The sequence below is a fragment of the Paenibacillus sp. EKM211P genome, from assembly GCF_011066175.1.
Taxonomy (GTDB): domain Bacteria; phylum Bacillota; class Bacilli; order Paenibacillales; family Paenibacillaceae; genus Paenibacillus; species Paenibacillus polymyxa.
On record NZ_JAAMNS010000013.1, the window covers coordinates 114,717 to 136,431 of the forward strand.

Below are 21,715 nucleotides of genomic sequence, written 5' to 3' on the forward strand. Positions count from 1 at the left end.
AGTCTCTCCCTCCCGATGTCATTCTGTAGGTTCCCGCTACTTGTTCACTTTGTTATACGATTTCCATGCCTTATCCAGCGCCTTAATGACGTCATCCTGCGAGAGCTGACCAGCATAATAGGATTGGAGCGACTTACCTGCCTCGTCCTTGACCGCCTGCGGGATGGATGGATCTTGGTACGACTTGCCTGCTTTCACATATTCGGTAGCGTCATTAACCCAAGGATAGCTTTTGAACGTATGGACTTTGGAGATAGGGTTAAATTTCAATGCTTCATAGAACGCGCTGGAATCCTTGTCGTCCAACACATAGTTAACAAAATCGAGTGCAACCTCCTTATTCTTGCTTGTAGAGGATACAGCCAGCGAAGTCGAAGTGGACAGATTGATCAAGGTCGCATTCGGATCGTCATTAATCGGTAGCGGGGCTACTCCAAAGTCCATCTTCGGATCCGATTTTAAAATCGTTTCCGCAAACCACGGCCCCTGAATCCACATCGCCGCTTTACCTGAGGCAAAGGCCGCCGACCCATCATCCCCGCCAATTTCCAGCGCCTTATCTGTACCGTTGCTGTTCACTAGATCAATAATATCGAACATGCTCTTCATTTCGGAGAAAGAGCCTTTGTCCTGATTCATCCGTTCGATAAAATCCTTATTCTGTGTGTTCATCATTGCACCTGCAGTGAGCGGCACGAACAACTGTGGAATCCAGGATTCCTTGTAGGACAACAGGAACGGTTTCACATGATTCGCTTTCAGCTTCTCGACGACAGCCTTCATTTCGGTCAACGTTCCCGGCGGCTTCAAATCCAAATCCTTAAATATCTTTTTATTGTACAAATAGCCCCAGGAGATCGTTTCCAAAGGAACCGCTACAACCTTGCCGTCTTGAGTTGTCACCGAGGGCTTAACGCTGTCCATCAATTTGCTGACAAATGGCTGACCGGACAAATCCTCCAAGTATCCCGCTTTGTAAAACGGTGGAATTTCATTCACCGCATGCAGTGCGAATACGTCCGGTGCATCGTTGGATGCGAGCCTTGTCTTCAAAATTTGTGCGGCATTGTCAGCAGGCGGCATCTCCAGTTGAACGGTAACGTCGATATTTTTATCTTTCTTCTCTTTGGCTACAAACGCATTAATGTATTTATCGTAGTGTTCTTTCAAACGGGGCTGGGCAATAAACATTTTGAGATTTACGGTTTTGCCGTCTCCACCGGAACCGCTGCTGTCACTGCCTGAAGAATTCGCTCCACATCCGGCCAACAACGTGCCAACCAGCATCGTACTCAATACACCTTTCCACATCTTCATGCAAAATGACCTCCCCTAAGTTGAAAATAACGATTTTGTATACGCTTTCATTATAGGATGGGAAGCCACTTCTGCCATTGGACACCGTTAGCATATTGAATTGGATTTTTTTAAACTTCCTTTCTCATTTCACCGGGGGCCATGCCAAAATGCTTTTTAAATACCCGATAAAAATAAGACACATCCTCGTACCCAGCCATCTCTGCAACGGCTTTAATTGAAATCTGTTTATTGGCCAGCCATTCCCGCGCCTTTTCCATTCTCCGTTCTACAATGTAGTCCGTTACATTCTGACCGTACTCCTGCTTAAATACCTTGCTCATATACTCTTTGCTCACAAAAAAGTTTTTCGCCAACTGCTCCAGTGTGATCGGCCCAGCATAGTAACTATCGATATACCGCCGTACCTCCTCCAAATTCAGCTTGTTTTTGTATTTCCGCTGCCGAATCAGCTGATCCAGTTCCTGAACATAGCATGACGATACGAATTCCAGCGCATGTTCTACAGAGGATAGAACAGCCTGCGAAAGCGGAAATCCACCCTTTGCCGTAGAAGTATTCAGCCCGTTATCCGCTGACAGCTCTTTCAGCAGAGAAAGCAGCTCCTGCACCAGCCTGCCCAGCATATGTGGAGTTGGTGCTCCATAACTCTCCAACTCCTGCACAACCTGTCTGCATGTTAAGTTCACCCCGTCACGATTCAGCTCATTAAAATAAAGACGCAGCAGTTGCTTATACCGGGTTAACTTGTGAAAAAACTCATAATCCAGTTCTGTTGCTTCTGGTTGCTGTTCGGCCAACTTGACCTCCAGATCGTTTTTGCATTTGAGCAGCACCGCATTCAGCTCGACAGGATTGACAGGCTTTAGCAAATAATCAACAGCCTTATAACGGATCGCATGTTTGGCATACGCGAAGTCATCATATCCGCTCACGACAATGATTTTCACATCAGGACATTGGTTATTTAGCGCTTGCAGCAGCTCCACTCCGTCCGCACCTGGCATGTGCATGTCCGTAATCACAATGTGGGGAGCTAACTCCCCGACCAGCCTGAATGCTTCATCTCCGTCCTCTGCCTCACCCACCACCACCATTCCAAGCTTTTCCCATGTGCCAAATGTCTTCAAAATATCGCGGTTCCACGGCTCATCGTCAACGATTAATACCTTGATCATACTTTGCCCTCCTCTGCTGAGGTGAATGGAATACGAATAGTGACACATGTACCGACTCCCTGCTCACTATCTATCGTCACTCCGTAATGCACTCCAAAATTCATCCGTATACGTGAAGACACATTGCTTAATCCAATATGACTGCCCTGCGCCCAAATTGGTTCCTCCGATGCGTTTTCCAGCCTAGCTCGAACTTTTTCCAGCTTGTCGGGGGGCATACCGTTACCATTATCGCTGACCGTAATGCACACATCTTCTTTCATAATCTCCACGCGGATTGCCATTTTCCACGCCCCTGCCTTGCGATCAAGACCATGCTGAAATGCGTTTTCCAACAATGGTTGAAGCGATAGCTTCGGCAAACGAATATCCATTGCCTGCTCTTCTGTCTCCACCTGAAATACCAATCTTTGCGGAAAACGACGCTGCTGGATGCGCATATAATGTCCCACATGATCGAGCTCTGCGCGCAGAGAGGCCATATCCTGAGGCTCCCGTACCACGTAACGGAACATCTCACTCAGCGAACGAATGACTTCATAGGTATCCTCCGGCTTTTGGGAAAACACCATACTTCCAATCATTTGCAACGTATTTTGCAGAAAATGAGGATGAATCTGCGCCTGGAGCGCTTTCAATTCAGCCGTCTTTTTTTGCAAATTGATACTGTATTCTGTCTGGATATGTTCGCGTATTCGGCCTGCCATCCCATGCAAACTTCTTTCCAGCAACCCAATCTCATCCGGTCGTATACTTGGTTCTCCAACCGGTCCCTTGATCATATCCAGTTCCTGCACCGAACGCGCCAAACGGACAATCGGGCGTGCGGTCCGCCATGCGATGAAAATAGCGATGCAGATGGAAACCAGGATTGAAATTACACCTACGACAATACCATACAGCATGGTTGAAAAGGCACTGTGGTTAATGGAGGAAGTCGGTATGATTTTGACCAGTTTCAGTCCAACCACATCCAGATCATTGTAGAACACATAATGCTCGGCAGTTTGAAGCATCCCGGGACCCGGTTTAACGTCACGAAGAGCAGCCAGCACTCCTGCAGGAGGAGGCGATTGCCGAGCCTGCACTGGATACATAACTCTGCCATCCCTATCTGTAATCAACACTTGATGCTGATCCCCTCGTCCCAGCAGACCCAGCGTCTGATCGAATTGTGACCACAGCACCTCCAATGAAATAGCCCCCGTCTGCTTCTGGTCTTCAAAACGCCGAATACTGCGTGTCAGTGTAAAGCGTTCCGGGTCAGCGGAGCTTGGTCGAATCGAATAATCCTTATTCGCTTGCCACATCTCAGCATACTGCGGGGGAATACCGCCCACTGTCGTAATTTCATTTTGCATACTATTGAAGGTAAACAGGGTTTGCGATTGCTTCAAATACAACTGAATACCGATGACATGACTCCCGGCTGAATAATACACATTCGCCAGCGTATTCAGCATTTTTCGCTGGGCATTAAATTGGCTTGAAAGATTGTCGGGTTCTCGTTCATTTAAATAATCGCTTAGATCAGGGCTGATCTGAATGCTGTAAATCAGATGATTCAGACGATCTAACTGGTCGCTGGTATAAATGCCCGTCCATTTCATATTGGACATGTTCGTCTCGACCACTTCGGTTTCCATAGACGATCTGCTTTTCTCCGCAGCCAGCACCGTGACAGCAATGACCGGCAGCACAGATAGAACAATCATCGTCAAGACTAGCTTGAGCTGAATGCTACGTCGATACGGGGCCATCAGCGCCTGGAACCAGCGGATTGCTCGGGTTGGCATAGCGATGCACTCCTCTATTCAGCCATATGCGAAAACGCCCCGCAATTCGCAGGGGCGCTTCACTTGCCGGATACTCCCGGCCGATACTATATAAAATGATTCGTACGTCGGTTTCAGCTCACTATTCATCATTTACGCTTCTTCGATAATTATAACACCCCAAGGCTCCAACTGGAGCATTTGTCCTTGGATAACCCTCTGCTCTCCGATCAGCTCCTTGCCGTCTCCGTGCGGATATATCACCGAGCCTGCTTGTTCGGAATAGTTAAAATAGTACCGGATCGTTCGCCCCAAATCATTCGTACCGGATTTGACAATGATCGGATAAGAAGCTTCCTGATCTAGTCCCCATACGCCTGCCTTTTTGGCTACAGAGCTTAATAATTCGCGGATGACCGCCGAACTGACAATACAGCCGATATAGGTCGCCGTTCCCTGACCATAGCGATTTTGCGTAATCGCGGCATATTTGCCCCAATGCGGGTGATCATAATAAGCCAATACTTCCGCTGTCGTCGGCGTAATCAGCTCCATCCACGTATCTACCTGATTGTCCTCTGCTGCCACTTTAAAAGGATTATCCTTAAGCGTCACGTTCTTTGGCTCCACAAACAAGCTGTAATGAATGCCGCAGGCTTCGCTAATCACACCCGGCTGACGGGATGTTCTCACCTGTACATGCTCGTCGGTAAATCCACTGCGGGATGTGTAAACTACATGACCGCCTTGTTCGACATAGCGGTTCAGCTTCTCCAGCAGTGTATCTGGCGCAGAATAGAGGCTCGGGACGATCAAGAGATCGTAGTCATCAAACGATTCCGTACCCGGATGGATGATATCCGTCCCGATATTCAGCTTGTACAGCTCGTCATACAAACGGCGTACGATATCGTTGTAATTCAATGGACTGTTCATATTAAACTTGAACCAGCTAATGGATGTCAACGCTTCGTTGCTGATCAGGATGGCTGTTTTATTTTTCTTTTTCAAATTGACCAGATGTGGGGATAATCTCGCAAAATCCTTCCCTATCGTCTGTGCTTCCTCATACACAGGATTCGGTTCAAAATCATGGCTGAGCAGACCTTTCCAGTAGGTTTCGAAGGAATTATGAATGGAATGCCAGTGCCAGTAAGCTACCATATTGGCCCCGGAAGCCAGATGGCTGAACGCTTGCAGTCGCAATTGTCCCGGATAAGGAACCCAGTGTGTAAACGCCTGCGCCTCCGTTTCCAGCACCAGGTAATTATTCTGTTTTGTTGAACGCGCCACATCACCACCAAAGGAAATCTCAATTCCAGTCAGATCATCTTGGGATGGATGATAAATATCTACACCTGTCACATCAAACGCTTGAGATGCAGCAAAGTGATCCACATCCGGCTGAATCCCAAAGGAATGACCTCTCCACTCAAAATCAAAATTTTGCGTAACAAATTGGTCTGCCCGCTTATATTCATTGACAAGCGCAACCTGCCAGGCTAGGAAATCCGTTACCAGCTTGCGCTGGAATTGGGAAAAGGCTGCACCCAAGCTTCCATTAATCGTTCCGACCACCGAAGGGAAGTCCTCCCAGCTATTGATGCGATTGCTCCAGTAATCCAAGCCAAATTTGCGGTTTAGCTCATCCAGTGATTCAAACCGCTCCCGCAAATACTTCACAAATTGTAATTGCACATTGGGACCGCTCGTATGGTAATGCTTCGTCTCATTGTCTGTCTGAAAGCCGATGACCGCCGGATGCTGACTCACCCGTCCAATCAGCTTGCGTATGATTCGCTCAGCATGGAACAGGTACACCGGGTTCGTAATGTCCATAATCTGGCGAGCTCCGTATTTGCCCGGCCCCTGAGGCGTTGTCGCCAATACATCGGGATGCTCCTTCACCAGCCAGGTGGGCACAGCATAGGTCGGCGTGCCCACTATGACCTCAATACCGGCTTTATGCATAGCGTCCAGCACCCGATCCACGGAGGTGAAATCAAACACGCCATTTTGCGGTTCATGTGTACTCCAAGTAGATTCGGCTATCCGCACCACGTTAATTCCCGCATCCTTCATCATTTGGATATCCTGGTCCAAACGGTCATAAGGCATATATTCATCATAATAGGCAACACCGTACAGCAGCTTTTTCATCGAGTCGTCCTCCTATAAGTTCATGGTAATTGTCATATCCCATTTCGCCTACTCCGTTTTCCATGGGATTTTTTTCGTGTTCAACTTATATAGCTTTGTTTCAAATACCGTGGCTGTTATGCGGCTTTTTCAGGGATGGAACAGATATCGTATTACCAGCAACTTCCTGCTTCGTGAGATCCGTCTGCTGTTGATTTTTTTTCGCACTTGCCAGCCAGCCCTCTACGTCTTTTTCCTTAATCTTGTACAGCCATGCGAACAGCCCTGCCGTAATTAAGGCCCCCACACCAGGCACTACCGCATAAAGCGCAAATATCCACGTAAGCACCTGTCCGGTCTGCGGTACATTCGGAATGTAGCCGGCAAAGGCAAGCGCATAGGCCACAATTCCACTGGCTGCTGCTCCCCCCAGTTTTCCTGCAAACGTTTGGGTAGCAAAGGCGGTTCCGCTGGCACGCACCCCTTTTTTGAATGCGCCATATTCCACGCAATCGGCGGTAAACATCGGTACCATAAGCTGCGGCGCGGAACTGAACAGGCCAAAAAGAACTGCGAATACACACACAACAATAGGGTTGCTGTAACCGATTGCAAATAAGGACAGGCCTGTAGTAAACAATCCAAGCAAGCTGATAACATTCACTTTCCACTTGCCAAATCTTTTAATAATCGGCGGTAAAATTAATGCGGTGAGCAGCTGCACACCTAAGGAAATGAACATGAGAATTGAAATATAGATAGGATTTTTCAAGTTATATAAGGCAAAATAGCTGACGACAATCCCTTGCAGATTGGTCATGGACAGTGTCATAAACGACATCAGGTAAAATAAAAGCTGCTTGTTTTGCATGGGATACGTCATAATCTGCTTGAGCGTAACCTTCTCTGCCTTGTTGGAATAACGCTCTTTGACATTAAAGCGAGTAAAGTTCATTAAAATCAAACCTGCTACAGCAACGATTAGCGCCAAAATTGGCCAGGAGATCTGATTGGCTACGGCTACCGAAGAGGAGGAGATGACCATAAATGCCAAGAAAACCATCGTTCGGCCTCTGGACATTAATAGATCACGTTCATGCGTATTTTTCGTCATCAGTGTAGCCAAGCCAAACCCAGGCGCATCGCTGATCGTGTAACACATTTCCCATACCAGATACGTGACAGCAATATATATCACCTTGACGGTGAGTGACGCGTCACTCGGAACGAGAAAAATAAGTACAGTAAGTATTGGCAAAATAATAGAAGCCAGATTCGTCCAGGGTTTGAACAAGCCACCCCTTAGGTTGGCCCGGTCTATGATCACACCGAAGATCGGAGCACTAAGCGCATCCCATATACGGGCTAGTACGAATAAAGTACCAATAATAGAAACAGATATGCCAACATAATCCGTATAAAATAGCATTGCAAAAGAGGCAACCAGACAGAGAATTGCGTTACTCCCCAAAAAGTAAACGTAATATGACACACGTTCTTTCGATGTTGTTTCCATAGCTCCTCCTAATTACAATATGGCATCGCTTTCAAAATCGCTACATATAAGCGATTTTTTTATGTAAAGGCTTATACTAGAACACTTGTAAGCGCTCTTTTATTATAGATAAATGTTAGGTACAATGAGATTGTCTAAGCGGTGTAAAATTTGCCCTAATCGAAGGTGATCTGATGATATTAAATCCAGATGTTGATCCAGCTCTATTCCATGGTTGCCAATGGTTGCCCATTATTGATTGGAATGTGAAGTTTTTTGGTGCCCATATTCACCGGGTCAAAGCGGATTGGTGCATGCCTGAGGAGTCCCATATCGGTTTTGAAATTGCACTCATTCTAGAAGGTCGTCAGGAAACGATGATGGAGAATAACGTATACTCGGTGGGGGAAGGCGATATTTTAATTATTCCGCCGGGGTTCAAGCATGTGAGCCAGTGTGTATCCCCTGATGGAATGTATTATTTTAGTACCCATTTTAATGTCGATGATCCATTGTTCCGTCAAGAGATGATTAAAAGCAATCAGCTCTTTTTCCCGGCAGGCACTGAAACCAATACCAAGCTGCAGAAAGTTGTCCATAGCTGGATCAGCATGGTGCGGGAGAACGGAGAATATACGACAGCGGACCGCTTTCGCATGCAGATTGCTTTGTTCGAGCTATTCGGAATATTCTCGCAAATGATTTCTACGGGATTGGAGCCGAGAATTGCACCTTCATCCGTTCAATATGCCAAGGCCATTATGGAAGCTATTCAATCGAGGTTCAAACCTTATCGAGAGGATGAATCTGGCGAGCAGACGTTCCGGCTTGAAGATGTGGCGGCTTCCCTTGGAATCAGTCCGGGCTATGCCCAGGAAGTGTTCCGCAAGGTTTACGGCTATTCACCACGTCACTATCTATCGGAAACCAAGCTACATGAGGCTAAGGTGCTGATCCAGCAGCCCAATCTACCGCTAAACAAGGTAGCTTCCCTACTGGGATACTCCAGTCTGGCTCATTTCAGCAGACAGTTCAAGCGCTGGACAGGCACCAGCCCACTTAAGTACCGCCAGACGTTAAAACCGATTACTGATGAGCAGAGGAGCTAGAATAAGGAAGGATAGCAATGGCTCCACTGCGTTAATCATATGAAAAAGAGCGCGACACCGTATATTCGGCTGTCGCGCTCTTTCTATTTTATTTTCTAATGAGTTTCATTGCCTTAATAATCTAAATTGATGGTGAAGTTCCTATCCTGCGAATCATAGCCTGATATCTCCTATGTGCTGGTGTACAACATACATCATCCCTATCAGGAATAAGGCCAAGCCCATATAACCGATACCGAATTTCCAGCGTGATGATGCGGGTACTTCGTAATATTTATCATTTTCAAATGGAATGTAGTCAATCCCACATAGCAATCTGAGCTGATACGCATCTGGGGTAGGTATATGTTCTACACCGTTCAGCCATACATGCTGGACAAGACACTGCTGTGGCAGCAGAAGCGTATGCTCCACATCCAAACTCTCCATATATACCGTTACATATTGCTGCCCTTCCAGATCCGAGTAGGTATTAAAGGATAATCTGCGCGTATGCTCCGGTCCAGGCAGCGGATATCCTTGCTCATATAAATGCTGTACGTTAACCAGCGGCTTCTGTAATAACGACTGAACTTTGACGCCTTCTTTATTGCGTTTGACATATTTTTTGTATAAATCATAGGCAAATAGTGCCCAAATAAAGAAAAATAGAATGGATTTCAAATACACGATCACTACAATCCCACCCAGTAGACCCACCAGCCATAACCAGCGTGTCACTGCTGTAGAAATCCGTCCTCCATCAAGCGGATGAATCGGCAGCAAATTGATCAGGTTCAGGAAAAAACCGATATATGCTAGTGCATACAAAAGTGGACTGTCTGTTGCATACGCTCCTGCGTATACGGCCATAGCCCCAACTGTCCCCAATAACGGGCCGCCCATGGCCACGTAAGCCTCTGTCTGGGCATCCAAAGGCTGTCGTTTCATGGTGATTAACGCACCGAGAAATGGAATAAATAACGGTGTCGACACCGGAAGCCCCTTGCGTTTGGCAGCCAATACATGCCCCAACTCATGCACGAATAACAACAACACGAACCCAACCGCAAATCCCCACGGGTATATAATCGCATACGTGCCAATCGTAAACGCCATAGATATCAGCGCACCGCCAAATTTACTGAATTTTAAAAGGGCAAGTAACGATTTGCCTTTCAGCAGGAGCAATGCTGCTGCACTACCAAGATACCATTTGGATGAGCCGGATTTGGAATCGGTCTTATTGTCTTCTTTTTGCAAACGTATCCGTCTCCTTTCTCTAATACTTCCATTGTATCCTGCAATGTGCAGCTTGTAAAAACTTCTCTAGTCCACAGATAAGCGAACTGGGGAAGCTATGTACATTATCCCGTATATTGTAGACATCCTCGAATGTCGGATGGTATATTAGGGCTGGGTTAGATACCCTATTTTGTAAAAGGAGGTTTGCTCATTCATGTGTACTCACTACATGCGTCTCAGATAAAAGGCTAGGCTTCTCAATGAAGCTCAACCCGTTTTTCACATGAAGGGTTGAAGCTTGTTTAAGTTACCTTTTTTAAGACCAAATCTGAACAATGAGGTGTGTTTCATATGACTGAAAAGCGTCCCTTGACTAACCCGAATGACGTTAGCGATATATTGGCCCTTGCCCAAAACAATGGGCTTCACATACAACATGAAGGATTGGAACTCAATGAATCCGGGCTGGATTTCCGAGCCGTATTCGCCAAAGACATCCACGATACCCCTTGGGTTCTACGTACACCGCGACGAGCAGATGTGATTCAATCTGCCGCTTACGAGCATAAGGTGCTTCGGATGATTCGTGATACTCTTCCTATAGCGGTACCTGATTGGCAAATATATAGTCCGAAGCTCATCGCCTATCCTCAGTTGGGGGGAACTCCCGCTGCTACTATTGATATGGAAACAAAAAGCTATGTATGGTTCATCAACCCTGACGCTCTGACGGATAGATTCGTTGCTTCACTCGCTAAAGCCTTAGCCGCGTTGCACCGGATAGATTACCAACGGGCAGCTGATTTCGGTGTTCGCGTAAAGCAGCACGACGAAGTTCGGCAATTAATGGCTCAGCGAATGGAAGAAACACGGCGCGTCTTTGGTGTATCTGAGGAGCTGTGGCAACGATGGCAGACGTGGCTAGCTGACGATAGCTACTGGCCGGCATATTCCGCATTTGTGCACGGCGATCTGCACCCAGGTCATATTCTGGTCTCTTCGAATACAGAGGTTACTGGAATACTAGACTGGACTGAGGCCGAAGTAGCTGATCCGGCAATTGATTTTACGAGTTACTATACTTTATTCGGAGAAGTAGAGCTTGCTCGTTTATTGAAGCTTTATGAGACAGCAGGCGGACGTGTGTGGCCGCGTATGAGCGATCATATCGTCGAATTAACTTCAGCTTACCCTGTGCTTATCGCCGAATTCGCCCTTAAGTCTGGTCTGGAAGAGTATATGGATATGGCACGTAATGCGCTGGGAGTTCATGAGCAAGGAGAAGGGTTGCCCGACATATAATATAGCTGTAGCCACCTGGCAGACTTTGGTTCAATGACGGACCAAGGCCTGCTTTTTTTCTTCTCTTCTTTTTCCTAAAGTTACGTTCCGCACTCAAGTGTCCTTCACCCGGTCTGTTCTGTTATCATGTAGAAAACGGAATAACTCAGGAAAGGATTACGAACCATGAGTTTTGAACTTACCCGGCGAGCGATCAGACAACTATGCAGTCAATCTGCTTATGACGACGGGGATGCCTATTATCGGGCCAAAAAGGTGGCCTTTACACAAATAGATCATAATGAAGGTGTGTATGAAGCTACAGTCAAAGGAAACGGCTTTTATGCCGTTGCTGCAATGATCCGGCCCAACGGCAGTATCCGCGCGGAATGTACCTGTAGCTCATTTCAGACCACCGGACGTTATTGCAAACATATTGCTGCTGTTCTCCTTAACGCCTATGATATACGACGTGGAAAAAGTCTATCCGTACGCTCCTATGTCTCCAGACTTCATCCCGGCACTGCCCCAGATCCAGCGGGGAGCATGGGTTCAGACGGGATGTACACATCTACAGATACCCCCAATGAACACACTGCTAGAATTTCACGATCCTCTGGCATCACACAAGGGGATCTCCAGTTGACCGACAGTATGTTAAAACTATTCGGCCGCAAGAGACCGCTTCGCAGCACTCCTACGCTGCTGGATACTCGTGCGATCTTGGATTTTCAATTCGTCATCCGGCCTTTTGCCTACGGTTACCAAAAATATATGTTTGGATTGGAAATGAAGGCTGGACCCAAACGATTATACATCGTTCAGAAAATCCGTCCGTTTCTGGACAGTATCGACCGTGGGAATAGCTACATGTTCACGAAGAGCTTCTCTTACGAGCCTGAGCTGTACCGCTTCCGAGCTGAACATGATGCGATCCTACAGCAATTATCCCAGGTATGCCATCAGGAGCGCATGATTCGGGAAACCTCAGGCACGTATTCAGCCTCCGGCAGTCATATGAGTGGCGAGCGAATGCTTCTCATCCCGCCTGCCGCTTGGGATAGGCTGTTCCCCTTGCTGACAGCAGCACAGGGCGTCTATTTTGAAATTCACGGTAACATGAGCGAAGGTATTCCTCAGTCCGACCTGATGCTTCCGCTGCAATTTGAATTTGATGAGGCCGAATCCACAAGCGAAGGCTACCAGTTAAGCATTCAAGGATTAGATGACTTGACCATCATGGAGGACTACGGTGTCGTCATTGCCGATGGCAAGCTTGTCAAGCAGAAGGATGATTCCTTACGGCGTTTGTCCGAGCTAAAACGAATGGTCGAGGTACATCACAGACGAGCAGTCCAGATCGCACCAGAACAGATGGAAGCTTTTATGGATAAGGTCGTGCCCGGGTTAATGAAGCTCGGACGTGTCCATATGACCCGTTCTGTCTCAGAGCGGGTCGCCCAGCATCCGTTGAAGGCCAAGCTGTATCTGGACAGGGTAAGAGACAAACTACTGGCAGGATTGGAATTCCAATATGGAGACATCATCATCAACCCGTTGGAAACAGATGCACGAACGCCAGGTAACGACCGGATTCTGATACGTGATGGGGAACAGGAGCAACGGATTTTGGAACTGATGGAGCATAGCTCCTTTGCCAGAACAGACAGCGGATATTTTATGGAAGATGAAGATGCAGAGTATGACTTTTTGTACCATACGGTTCCACAACTGGAAAAGTTGCTGGACGTCTATGCCACGGGTGCAGTCAAATCGAAAATCAATAATACCCTGCCTGTCCCAAGAATACGGGCGGAGTGGGATGAACGTACGGATTGGCTTGAATTTAAATTTGATATTGAGGGTATACCGGAATCGGAAATTCGCAAGCTGCTCCAATCATTGGAAGAAAAACAGAAATATCACCGTCTGCCGAATGGTGCCCTGCTGCCACTGGAAACAGAGGAGTACAAGGAATTAATTCGGTTCATGAACGAAACAGGTATCCGCAAAAGCAATCTGGATGCAGCGCAGATTCGAATCCCGGTCACGCAGGGTCTGTATTTAATTGATCCTCACGATCATGTAAAAAGCCTGACCTTGGGTAAAACCTTTCGCCAGCTGCTAGAAAATATACGCAATCCTGACCATCTCGACTTTCCAGTACCCGTCACGCTTGCTCCAATCTTGAGAGATTATCAGGTCTATGGTTTTCAATGGCTTAAGACCTTAGCACATTACCGTTTTGGAGGTATTTTGGCAGATGATATGGGGCTGGGCAAAACACTGCAAAGCATTGCCTTCCTCGTCTCTGTATTGCCGGAAATTCGCAGTCAGCAGCTTCCAGCCATGATCGTGTCCCCTGCATCACTGGTGTACAATTGGCGGAATGAACTGGAGAAATTCGCCCCGCATATCCGCGTCATTATTGCTGATGGCAGCCCGGAGGAACGGAGCCGAATTATACGGGATGCTGCCAGCTATGACGTTATTATTACTTCCTATCCGCTGCTGCGACGCGATGCGGATGTGTACAGCAAGCCATCGTTTCATACGCTCATTTTGGACGAAGCGCAGGCGTTCAAGAATCATGCTACCCAGACGGCACAGGCCGTTAAGGATGTACAAGCCCGTTACCGTTTTGCCCTGACAGGAACGCCAATCGAGAATACATTGGAAGAACTTTGGTCCATCTTCGACGTTGTATTTCCTGAGCTATTTCCCGGCGGAAAAAGAGCGTTTCACAACCTGCCTCGAAATGTGATTGCCAAGCGGGTTCGTCCGTTCCTGCTGCGCCGTCTGAAGAGTGATGTTCTTAAGGAACTGCCGGAGAAAATCGAATCCGTGCAGGTATCACGCCTCCTGCCAGAGCAAAAAAAGCTGTACACGGCTTATCTGGCCAAGCTCCAGCATGAAACGTTGAAGCATCTTAACGAAGAAGGATTTCAGAAAAACCGGATCAAAATCCTCGCAGGTCTGACCCGACTTCGGCAGCTCTGCTGTCATCCGGGCTTATTCATCGAAGGATATACGGGAAGCTCGGCCAAATTTGAACAACTGCTGGAGATTATTACGGAATGTCTCAGCTCCGGGAAGCGGATGCTCATTTTTTCACAGTTCACTACGATGCTTCAAATGGTCGGACGCGAGCTTTCCCGTGAAGGGGTTCCCTACTTTTACCTGGATGGACAGACTCCTGCCCCCGAACGAGTCGAGCTGTGCAGTCGCTTCAACGAAGGAGAACGCGAGCTGTTCCTGATTTCCCTCAAGGCAGGAGGTACGGGTCTGAACCTCACCGGCGCAGATACCGTCATCCTATATGACCTGTGGTGGAATCCCGCTGTAGAGGAGCAGGCTACCAACCGCGCACACCGAATGGGCCAGAAAAAAGTTGTGCAGGTTATTCGGCTCGTCGCCCAAGGTACGGTAGAGGACAAAATGTATGAGCTACAGCAAAAAAAGAAAAACCTGATCGACCAGGTCATTCAGCCGGGGCAAGAAAGCCTTTCAGCACTGACCGAGCTGGAGATTCGTGAGCTGCTCATGATCTAACCAGCTCTTCCACGCTTATTTTTACACTTATGACATTTAGAACCCAAAAGGTCCAATGAGGGTGGAAATCTTCCCGCATTGGACCTTTTAATGTTCTATATGTGATTGTCCTGCTCAAACCGATTCATCCTGTTTGAGCACTCTAGGCTCAATGGGAACCAGATTAGATTCAATCTGGGCGCGCTGAGGCTCATACCATTCAGGCAGCATCAGCTTGTGCCCCAACTCATTCAATTCCTCATCCACCGTAAATCCGGGCGGATCGGTTGCGATCTCGAATAATATACCGCCTTGCTCGCGGAAGTATACGGCATTGAAGTATTGGCGATCTACAATGCCACTGGTCCCAAAACCATGCTGACGAACCCATTCGTTCCACGCCTGATGTTCGGTATCATCCTGCGCGCGCCACGCAATATGGTGAACCGTACCGGCGCCGCCGTTCCCCCACGGTACATCCTTGACTGGAATGTCGATCAGGTTGCCCAAATCCCCAGTCGTCTGATAACGGATATAGCCCGCATCTGCGTCTTCACCGATGGGAGTCATGCCCAGAACATTCTCCAGCACGCCTTGGGTGTGCTTGGAATCCGCACTGTAGAGCACTGCTCCTCCAAAGCCCTTGATCGCTTTATCTGTAGGTACGCCTCCAGCTGTCCACGTGTTCACCGGGCCTTCCTCGCGCTCCACCAATTCCAGATGCAAGCCCTCATTGTCTCGGAACTGGATGAATGACTCGCCAAAGCGAGTAGCCTTTGTGAAGGATACCTTCAAGCTGTGCAGACGGTTTTCCCAGTAATCTAGCGAGCCCGGCGGCACAACATACGTCGTAATCCCGACCTGTCCGCCTCCAATTTTACCCTTGCGTGTACCCGGAGCCGGAAAAAAGGTAATGATCGTGCCCGGGCTGCCTTTTTCATTCCCAAAATACAAGTGATATACTTCTGGAGCGTCAAATTTAATTGTCTTTTTGATCAATCTTAAACCAAGCACACCTGCGTAAAAGTCAACATTGCCCTGTGGATCGCCTGCAAAGGACGTAATATGGTGAATTCCAGCGGTTTTCAAAGACATCTCAATCACTCCTTAATGAACATGAAGATTTACAAATTTCAAAATCCATTGTAGCTAACAAACTGTCCAACCGGCTTGCGATATCCTCTTGCCCGTTGCCCCGATTCGTCCTCTTTCCCCAAGGTGATCATCATCACAGGCACAAATTGCTCGGGGATATTCAATACTTCCTGCACCTTCGCCGGGTCAAAACCGATCATTGGGCAAGTATCCCAGCCTTTGTCCTTGGCAATCAACATAAATTGCATAGCCGACAGGCTGGCATTACGAATCGCTTCTTCCCTCTGGAAGACAGGTCCTCGCTCGCGATAAAACTGAGTTACTGATTCTACGGTGCTATCATATTCCTGCTTGCTCAGAACACCCAAATTCAGGAACCCTTCGTTAAGGTCAGCTACCTTGGTATAAGCCTCTGTATCACCCAGCACTACAATGGTAGCCGAAGCGGTTAATATTTTATACTGCTTACTTGCCTCATCATGCAGCCTTTGTTTGATCTCTGCATCCTGCACTACGATATAACGCGCATGCTGTAAATTAAAAGCCGATGGAGCAAACTTCACCAGCTGAAATATCTCTTCCAGTTCTTTTGCATCTATAGTAACATCAGGAATAAATTTAGAAGCCGATCTTCTCTCTTGAATAACATTCACCAGTTCGCTCATATTCAGTTCCACTCCTTGATATTATTTTCAAATAAATTATCTTTAAATTAAGAATATATCTTTAGTGGTTTTCTGTCAAGTAAAACTATAAAAGTGTTACTAAGGGCTTCACCAGCCCTTTTACAGATCTGTTGCCCGTATCCTCATCGTAATCGCTTCGCGTTGCGCTTTGGTTAAGCTTTTGAAGACCAGCTCATACGAATGGTCGATCATGCTGTACAAATCCTCCAACGGAAAGCTATTATCAACCTCTACCGTATTCCAATGCTTTTTATTCAAATGATAGCCTGGCTTAATTGCCTTATTCTGCTGACGCAGGTTTTCTGCAATGACCGGATCACATTTCAGGGATACGTGGCTAATGCCATCTTTTTCAGTCAGGAGAGCAAACATCTTGCCCCCTACCTTTAGTACCAGGGGATCAGCTCCAAATGGATAATCCTTAACGGCCTCTTTTTGGCTCAGACCATACGCTACAATTTGCTCAAACACCAGCCTTCTCTCCTCTGCTCCAAGTTATTTGTTCTATGAACCTACCTATTTGCGCCCTATTATATCACCTTCATTACGCTACATATACACTAAGTCCGTGCTACATTTAGGGGAACTGTGCTAAAGGTAAATCATTATGGATACCGTCACACACTGTTCGGATTGGCTTTATATGGGACAGGAACCTGATATTCTGGTATACTTCCCTGAGAGGCTGTATCGATATATTCGAACGGTACTCTGGTAAGGTGTAATTTAATAAGTATAAGCGTGACCCTATGGAGGTGAACTCGTTGGATTTTGCTCTGATCCGAAAGGACCGAGACAAAAGAACGGTCGCAAATTGACTCTTTTTTTTGCCTTTCGGACCTTTTCAGCAATGTGCTGGAAGGTTTTTTGTTTTTCCAAAACCAAGGTAGGAAAGGATTTGAATGTATCATGACAAACTCGAAGGCGCTTAATGTTTTGCAACTAAAGGAAATGAAACAAAAAGTAAAGGCAGGTACCCTAGGATGCGGTTTCTAGTTGTGGGTGCAGGAGCTATTGGAGGCTATTTTGGGGGACGCCTGGTTCAAAAGGGGGAAGATGTAACCTTTCTCGTGCGCCCTTCCAAAAAGCTTCATTTGGCAGAAAACGGTCTGACGATTCAAAGTGTGCACGGAGATTTTCAGACACCGATCCAGGCTATTACCTACGGTGAAGCTGCTGAGCCATTTGACTGTATTATTCTCGCGGTCAAAGCGTACCATCTGCCTCTATTGCAGCCCGACCTTGCGCCTTATATCGGCAAAGATACCATGATTCTTCCTTTACTTAACGGTTATGAACATTTTGAATCTTTGCGCGAATATTTCGGAGCTGAAAAAGTGCTGGGTGGGCTTTGTTATATCGAAACGACGTTAAATCACAAAGGCTCTATCGTTCAGACAAGCCCGTTTCACCGCATTGTTTTTGGGGAATGGGATGGAGCAAATTCAGAGCGTGCGCAACTACTATGTAGCCATCTTGATCATGCAGGCTTCACCGTCACACACAGTCATGACATTCAGCGTGAAATTTGGCAGAAGTATATATTTATTGCCAGCATGAGCGGAATCACAACCCTCATGGGTAGCTCCGTCGGAGCTATACTCGCCACGCCCGAATCGCGTGCAATCTATGAAAGGCTACTGCATGAGATCGTCACACTCGCACGCAACGCCGATATGCCTATTCATTCAGAAATGGAAGCACATACACTAAAAACGATGGATTCCTTAAAGCCTGAGATGATGTCATCCATGCAACGTGATATGCAGAAAAATCTACCGGTTGAAGCAAGTCATCTGCACGGTGCACTTCTGGCATTGGCTTCTGGCAGTAATGTCTCATATCCGATACTTGAAACGGTGTATGCCCGTTTAAAGGTCTATGAGAGCTTATTGAACACTTCTAACATTTAGATAACTGATGAATACCTGCCGTTGAATACATAGTAGGTGGCCATCCGAAAAAGCAGATCCTTCTATGATGAAGGATCTGCTTTGAATTTTTCTATGCCTGTCCTCTGCATGCTTGCTCAAGCCCTTGAAGTAATGCTTCCAGCTCCTGTCTAGTTTCAGCATTTGTTATGGTGCCCTCTTGATTCAACTTCAATGTGATATGCGGAATAATGACCTTTCCATTTTCCACAATCTCTGCATTGATCATTTGCAATGTGAGCAGCAGCGAAGCATGAGCCAGGTTACCGCCCATAGGGGACGGCGAAGCGCTAATGACCGCTGTAGGCTTATTTACAAATTCACCTGAAGATACGAGCCAGTCCAAGGCATTTTTCAAAGCACCCGGCACACCATTCCCATATTCCGGCGTACAGATCAGCACTCCATCGGCTTGTTTCAATTGCTCCCGTAGCTCTCTTACGGAAGCTGGCCCCTCCTCTACATCCAAGTCAGGATTAAAATGGGGCAGATCCCCCAATCCATCATAAACTATGAATGATATATTTTCAGAAGCCAATTAAATAGTAGCCTTCATAAGCGCGGTGTTGGAAGACTTTTGACGAAGGCTCCCCGATATAGCCAATACCTTAATCTTTTGTTCCATCCATCTCATCTCATTTCTTTTCACTTGATCTAATCTTGATACTCAGTGTACTACAGTTAACTAGAGAATTAAAAATTTGGTGGGTAAACATTAGATTATGGGTAAAAACAATAGATACGAGAAGGAGGAGACGTATACATGACCCCAAAACAACATCCCGTACGCGGAATAGATCATATTGGAATTACGGTACCTGACGTGGAACAGGCAACGACCTTTTTACAGAACGCCTTCGGGGCTGACATCTGCTATGATGCCCTCAACAAGCCGCAGCCTCCACAAAAAGGAGAACAAACAGAACAGCAATTAGGACTAAAACGAGGCGCACGTATCATTCATATTCGTCTGCTTCGCATCCATGAAGGACCTGGAATTGAGCTATTTCAGTTGGAAAACACCCCGCAAAACTTCGCTATCCAATTAGCAGACTATGGCCTACAGCATTTTGCTGTCTATGTGGATGACATGAACGCGGCGACGGCACGTTTTCAACAAGCAGGAGGAACACTCTTGTCCCCTCCGCATGCGCTATCCGGTATTGAAGCAGGTGCAGGCAACCAGTTTGTATATGGAAGATCACCCTGGGGAACGATTATCGAGCTGATAAGCTACCCTGACGGTATCCGATACCCCCAAGAAAGTGAAGCGTACCGTTGGACTCCTCCTGAACGGTGATGAGCGTCAGCCAGCTTTTCCATGAATAAAATGAGGAATACCAGGAAATCAAAAAATGCCTGCGGCTTCGCAGGCATTCGTCATGAAAAATCAATGGTCACTACTATGTTCGTATCTGTCGTAAATAGATTAGGTATCCTTCTCTTGCTTGCGTTGTACCCCGATCAGGTCAAGGAAGAAAACAAACAACGGAATACCTACAATCAAGCCCCACACCCCAATCAGATGCTCAGAGAAGATCAATACAACAAAGGTAAAGAAGATCGGTAAATTAGTTTTGGATGACATCAGCTTCGGGTTCAGGAAATAGGCTTCAATCGCATGAATAACTACGATTAGAATAACCAAGTAAATCACATAATTGATTCCCCCGACGCTAAAAGCAATCAGACCGAGCGGGATCAGGGAAATGAATACACCCGCCACTGGCACCAACCCCAACAAGAATATAATGAGCGCGAGGCCGAGCAGATTGGGAAAACCCATAATCCAAAGAGCCGTCGTCGTCAATATACAGTTGATGAGTGAAATCAATAATTGGGCTTCCAGCACCTTCCCGAATGTACCCAGAAACATTCGTCCAAAATGGCCTACTTCCTTGAAGAACCAACCCAGCTTACTATCCACAAATGTAGCTGTAAAGCGTGTAATATAGGATTTTTCCATCAGGAAGAACAAGCTCAGAATAATTGATACCAGCAGTTGTGTTCCCAGCTGGCTAATTTTCATTACCGCATTCCAGCCAGGCTCAAATAACCGCTGAACATTGAGCGTGTCCATAAATTCAATAATCGTTTCATTCCATTGGTTACGATCAGGATACATGTAGGCTTGCTGAATCATGAGATATACCTGCTTGACCTGTACGCTGATTAGCGGCACCATTCGGTAAACTCCCCACACAATAATCAGAATCAGCAACCCGTATACCAGTAGCAGCACAATCATAGGCGGCACATTGGCGAACCGCTTGATCAGCTTATTCACACCGTTATATATGCTGCCAATCAAAATCGTAAGCAGCAGTGTTAACAAAATAATATTCATCATGCTTCTTAACATGAAGAGCAGTAAAACGATTATCGCAAGGACGGCTGCCCGCCTGACGCCCGCATGATTCATCCAGTTTCTTACCATTCGTCTTTATTCCCTCTCTCCCACTTGACTGTCACCCTTGCAATCTTCCTCGGCATCAACTTTCTCTCTTTAACAACTTACTGTTAGCAATCAATAGAGAACCTACCATGACTAGGATAGCAATGGACCACCAGAATGTATTTTTAGCATCATCATGGTCCACAATAATGAGCCTGATGACGGCCGTAATCCCAATATAGATGAAATAACGTAATGGAAAATGAAAATTGGTTTTAAAGTACTTAACGATTAATGCAATGAATTCAAAATACAAAAAGAATACAAGCAGTTCTTCCGTGAATTCATAGTAATTTTTGTCGTCTTCTGTAGACAAGAACACATATGAAAATATGGCCCATGTTTCTTTTAGAAGTAAGAAGCTTAAAATCAGCCCGACCAGAAACAGCGAGATATTCAAGATCATTTGCAGAAAACCAGGTAACTTTTCAATATACTTCATTAATGCATTCAATACAGATCCCCTCACTGGTTGTACAGGTTCTTTTATTTATATTAT

At 46.5% G+C, this 21,715-nt stretch carries 16 protein-coding genes and 1 pseudogene; 5 read left to right on the forward strand and 12 right to left on the reverse strand.

The genetic code is table 11. The features are described 5' to 3' along the window. Positions 1-36 precede the first annotated feature (36 nt). The 5 genes from G9G57_RS18045 to G9G57_RS18065 form a co-directional block, all read right to left on the reverse strand. Positions 37-1,317 carry an ABC transporter substrate-binding protein gene (locus G9G57_RS18045; protein WP_016819394.1) on the reverse strand — a complete coding sequence of 427 codons (1,281 nt, stop codon included), beginning with the start codon at positions 1,315-1,317 and terminating at the stop codon, positions 37-39. Between the two features lie 110 nt (positions 1,318-1,427). Beyond that, positions 1,428-2,495: a response regulator transcription factor gene (locus tag G9G57_RS18050; RefSeq protein WP_038978264.1), complete on the reverse strand. Its 1,068-nt coding sequence runs from the start codon at positions 2,493-2,495 to the stop codon at positions 1,428-1,430. Further along, complete coding sequence (locus G9G57_RS18055; protein WP_017425738.1) at positions 2,492-4,291, reverse strand: sensor histidine kinase; 1,800 nt, start codon at positions 4,289-4,291, stop codon at positions 2,492-2,494. Before G9G57_RS18055 ends, G9G57_RS18050 begins: the two co-directional genes overlap by 4 nt. A 132-nt stretch (positions 4,292-4,423) precedes the next feature. Continuing rightward, positions 4,424-6,430 (reverse strand): beta-galactosidase, encoded by a 2,007-nt coding sequence (locus G9G57_RS18060; protein WP_017425739.1) that lies wholly within the window; start codon positions 6,428-6,430, stop codon positions 4,424-4,426. Between the two features lie 100 nt (positions 6,431-6,530). Continuing rightward, positions 6,531-7,925: an MFS transporter gene (locus G9G57_RS18065; RefSeq protein WP_107734945.1), complete on the reverse strand. Its 1,395-nt coding sequence runs from the start codon at positions 7,923-7,925 to the stop codon at positions 6,531-6,533. A gap of 173 nt (positions 7,926-8,098) precedes the next feature. Here G9G57_RS18065 and G9G57_RS18070 point away from each other — a divergent pair, with 173 nt between their 5' ends. Beyond that, complete coding sequence (locus tag G9G57_RS18070) at positions 8,099-9,013, forward strand: AraC family transcriptional regulator (RefSeq protein WP_017425741.1); 915 nt, start codon at positions 8,099-8,101, stop codon at positions 9,011-9,013. A gap of 153 nt (positions 9,014-9,166) precedes the next feature. Here G9G57_RS18070 and G9G57_RS18075 read toward each other — a convergent pair whose 3' ends face one another. Then, positions 9,167-10,255: a site-2 protease family protein gene (locus tag G9G57_RS18075; RefSeq protein WP_025363980.1), complete on the reverse strand. Its 1,089-nt coding sequence runs from the start codon at positions 10,253-10,255 to the stop codon at positions 9,167-9,169. A 333-nt stretch (positions 10,256-10,588) separates the two neighbouring features. Here G9G57_RS18075 and G9G57_RS18080 point away from each other — a divergent pair, with 333 nt between their 5' ends. Both G9G57_RS18080 and G9G57_RS18085 read left to right on the forward strand, forming a co-directional pair. Next, positions 10,589-11,539 (forward strand): macrolide 2'-phosphotransferase, encoded by a 951-nt coding sequence (locus tag G9G57_RS18080; protein ID WP_031462840.1) that lies wholly within the window; start codon positions 10,589-10,591, stop codon positions 11,537-11,539. A gap of 165 nt (positions 11,540-11,704) precedes the next feature. Beyond that, complete coding sequence (locus G9G57_RS18085) at positions 11,705-15,070, forward strand: DEAD/DEAH box helicase (RefSeq protein ID WP_164965351.1); 3,366 nt, start codon at positions 11,705-11,707, stop codon at positions 15,068-15,070. 114 nt (positions 15,071-15,184) lie between these two features. Here G9G57_RS18085 and G9G57_RS18090 read toward each other — a convergent pair whose 3' ends face one another. The 3 genes from G9G57_RS18090 to G9G57_RS18100 form a co-directional block, all read right to left on the reverse strand. Then, positions 15,185-16,144: a ring-cleaving dioxygenase gene (locus G9G57_RS18090; RefSeq protein WP_164965352.1), complete on the reverse strand. Its 960-nt coding sequence runs from the start codon at positions 16,142-16,144 to the stop codon at positions 15,185-15,187. Positions 16,145-16,182: 38 nt separating this feature from the next. Beyond that, positions 16,183-16,809, reverse strand: coding sequence for a nitroreductase family protein (locus tag G9G57_RS18095; RefSeq protein ID WP_019686089.1), 627 nt, complete (start codon positions 16,807-16,809; stop codon positions 16,183-16,185). Positions 16,810-16,929: 120 nt separating this feature from the next. Beyond that, positions 16,930-17,301 carry an MmcQ/YjbR family DNA-binding protein gene (locus G9G57_RS18100; RefSeq protein WP_016819405.1) on the reverse strand — a complete coding sequence of 124 codons (372 nt, stop codon included), beginning with the start codon at positions 17,299-17,301 and terminating at the stop codon, positions 16,930-16,932. A gap of 512 nt (positions 17,302-17,813) precedes the next feature. On the opposite strand from G9G57_RS18100, the gene G9G57_RS18105 reads away from it, so the two are divergent. Then, positions 17,814-18,743, forward strand: a complete 930-nt coding sequence (locus G9G57_RS18105; RefSeq protein WP_107734953.1) for a ketopantoate reductase family protein — start codon at positions 17,814-17,816, stop codon at positions 18,741-18,743. Positions 18,744-18,834: 91 nt separating this feature from the next. Here the strand turns inward: G9G57_RS18105 and G9G57_RS18110 are convergent. Continuing rightward, positions 18,835-19,395: pseudogene (locus tag G9G57_RS18110) on the reverse strand (NADPH-dependent FMN reductase). A gap of 129 nt (positions 19,396-19,524) precedes the next feature. Between G9G57_RS18110 and G9G57_RS18115 the strand changes: the two are divergent. Beyond that, on the forward strand, positions 19,525-20,061 hold the full coding sequence (locus G9G57_RS18115) for a VOC family protein (RefSeq protein ID WP_107734954.1): 537 nt from the start codon (positions 19,525-19,527) through the stop codon (positions 20,059-20,061). A gap of 129 nt (positions 20,062-20,190) precedes the next feature. On the opposite strand, the gene G9G57_RS18120 is transcribed toward G9G57_RS18115, so the two are convergent. Beyond that, on the reverse strand, positions 20,191-21,198 hold the full coding sequence (locus G9G57_RS18120) for an AI-2E family transporter (RefSeq protein ID WP_013369319.1): 1,008 nt from the start codon (positions 21,196-21,198) through the stop codon (positions 20,191-20,193). A 55-nt stretch (positions 21,199-21,253) separates the two neighbouring features. Then, complete coding sequence (gene psiE, locus G9G57_RS18125; protein ID WP_016819410.1) at positions 21,254-21,670, reverse strand: phosphate-starvation-inducible protein PsiE; 417 nt, start codon at positions 21,668-21,670, stop codon at positions 21,254-21,256. Positions 21,671-21,715: the final 45 nt, after the last annotated feature.